Annotated in this window: 1 pseudogene; it reads right to left on the bottom strand. The window is 60.9% G+C overall.

The window, feature by feature from the left end:
- A pseudogene (locus tag E3D03_RS21175) lies at positions 1–658 on the bottom strand (DEAD/DEAH box helicase); the annotation flags it as partial.

Here is a 658-nt window from a genome sequence, read left to right as displayed (position 1 = left end):
CGGCCATGCGCTTTTCCCATGCGTCCGTCGAACTGATGGACGGAAGCCGCCCGCGCTCCTTCTTGAACTGGACCGCCCGAACGGCAAGCTGCTTGGCTTCTTCCGCGGTGAGGCTGGTGCGGCGGGCAGAAATAGCAGCGGCGACTTGTTTCAGGCTTTCTTCGCTCATGGTCTTGGCGAGGATGGCATAGGCTTCCTGAAACGGATTGATCCGGTCGACCAGGTCGATGTCGAGTTCGCGCACGTCCATTGTGAATTTGCGAACGCCGTCGATCAGCGCCGTATTCGCGCCCGGCTCGTCACCGGAGCCATGGCCGCCAAGGGCGATTTTCTTGGCCTTCTGGGTGAGATTGAGGGCGGCGATGGCGTGCTGGCGCACGGCCTCTCGGTCCTCCTCGTCCAGTTCGGGATATTTGTCCTTGATGATCTTGCCCAAGCGAAGCTGGGTCAGTTCCTCGGGAACAAGCTCCTCATCGAACAGGCCGCGCTCGATAGAAGGCCTGTCCTGCACGAAGCTGGCGATCACCTCGTTCAAATCCTCGCGGCAGATGCGGGCGGCCTCGGGGGTTTTGGGTTCGGCAAGGCCCCTTGATCTCGATCTGGAAGACGCCGCGCTCCTCGTTGAAGCCGACATTGCATTTGTCAGGCTGATTGCCAC

Origin of the sequence: Paracoccus sp. DMF (assembly GCF_004407025.1) — a bacterium.
GTDB classification, from domain to species: domain Bacteria; phylum Pseudomonadota; class Alphaproteobacteria; order Rhodobacterales; family Rhodobacteraceae; genus Paracoccus; species Paracoccus aminovorans_B.
The sequence above is the reverse complement of the archived record's forward strand: the minus strand, read 5'-3'. Positions and strand labels throughout refer to the sequence as shown.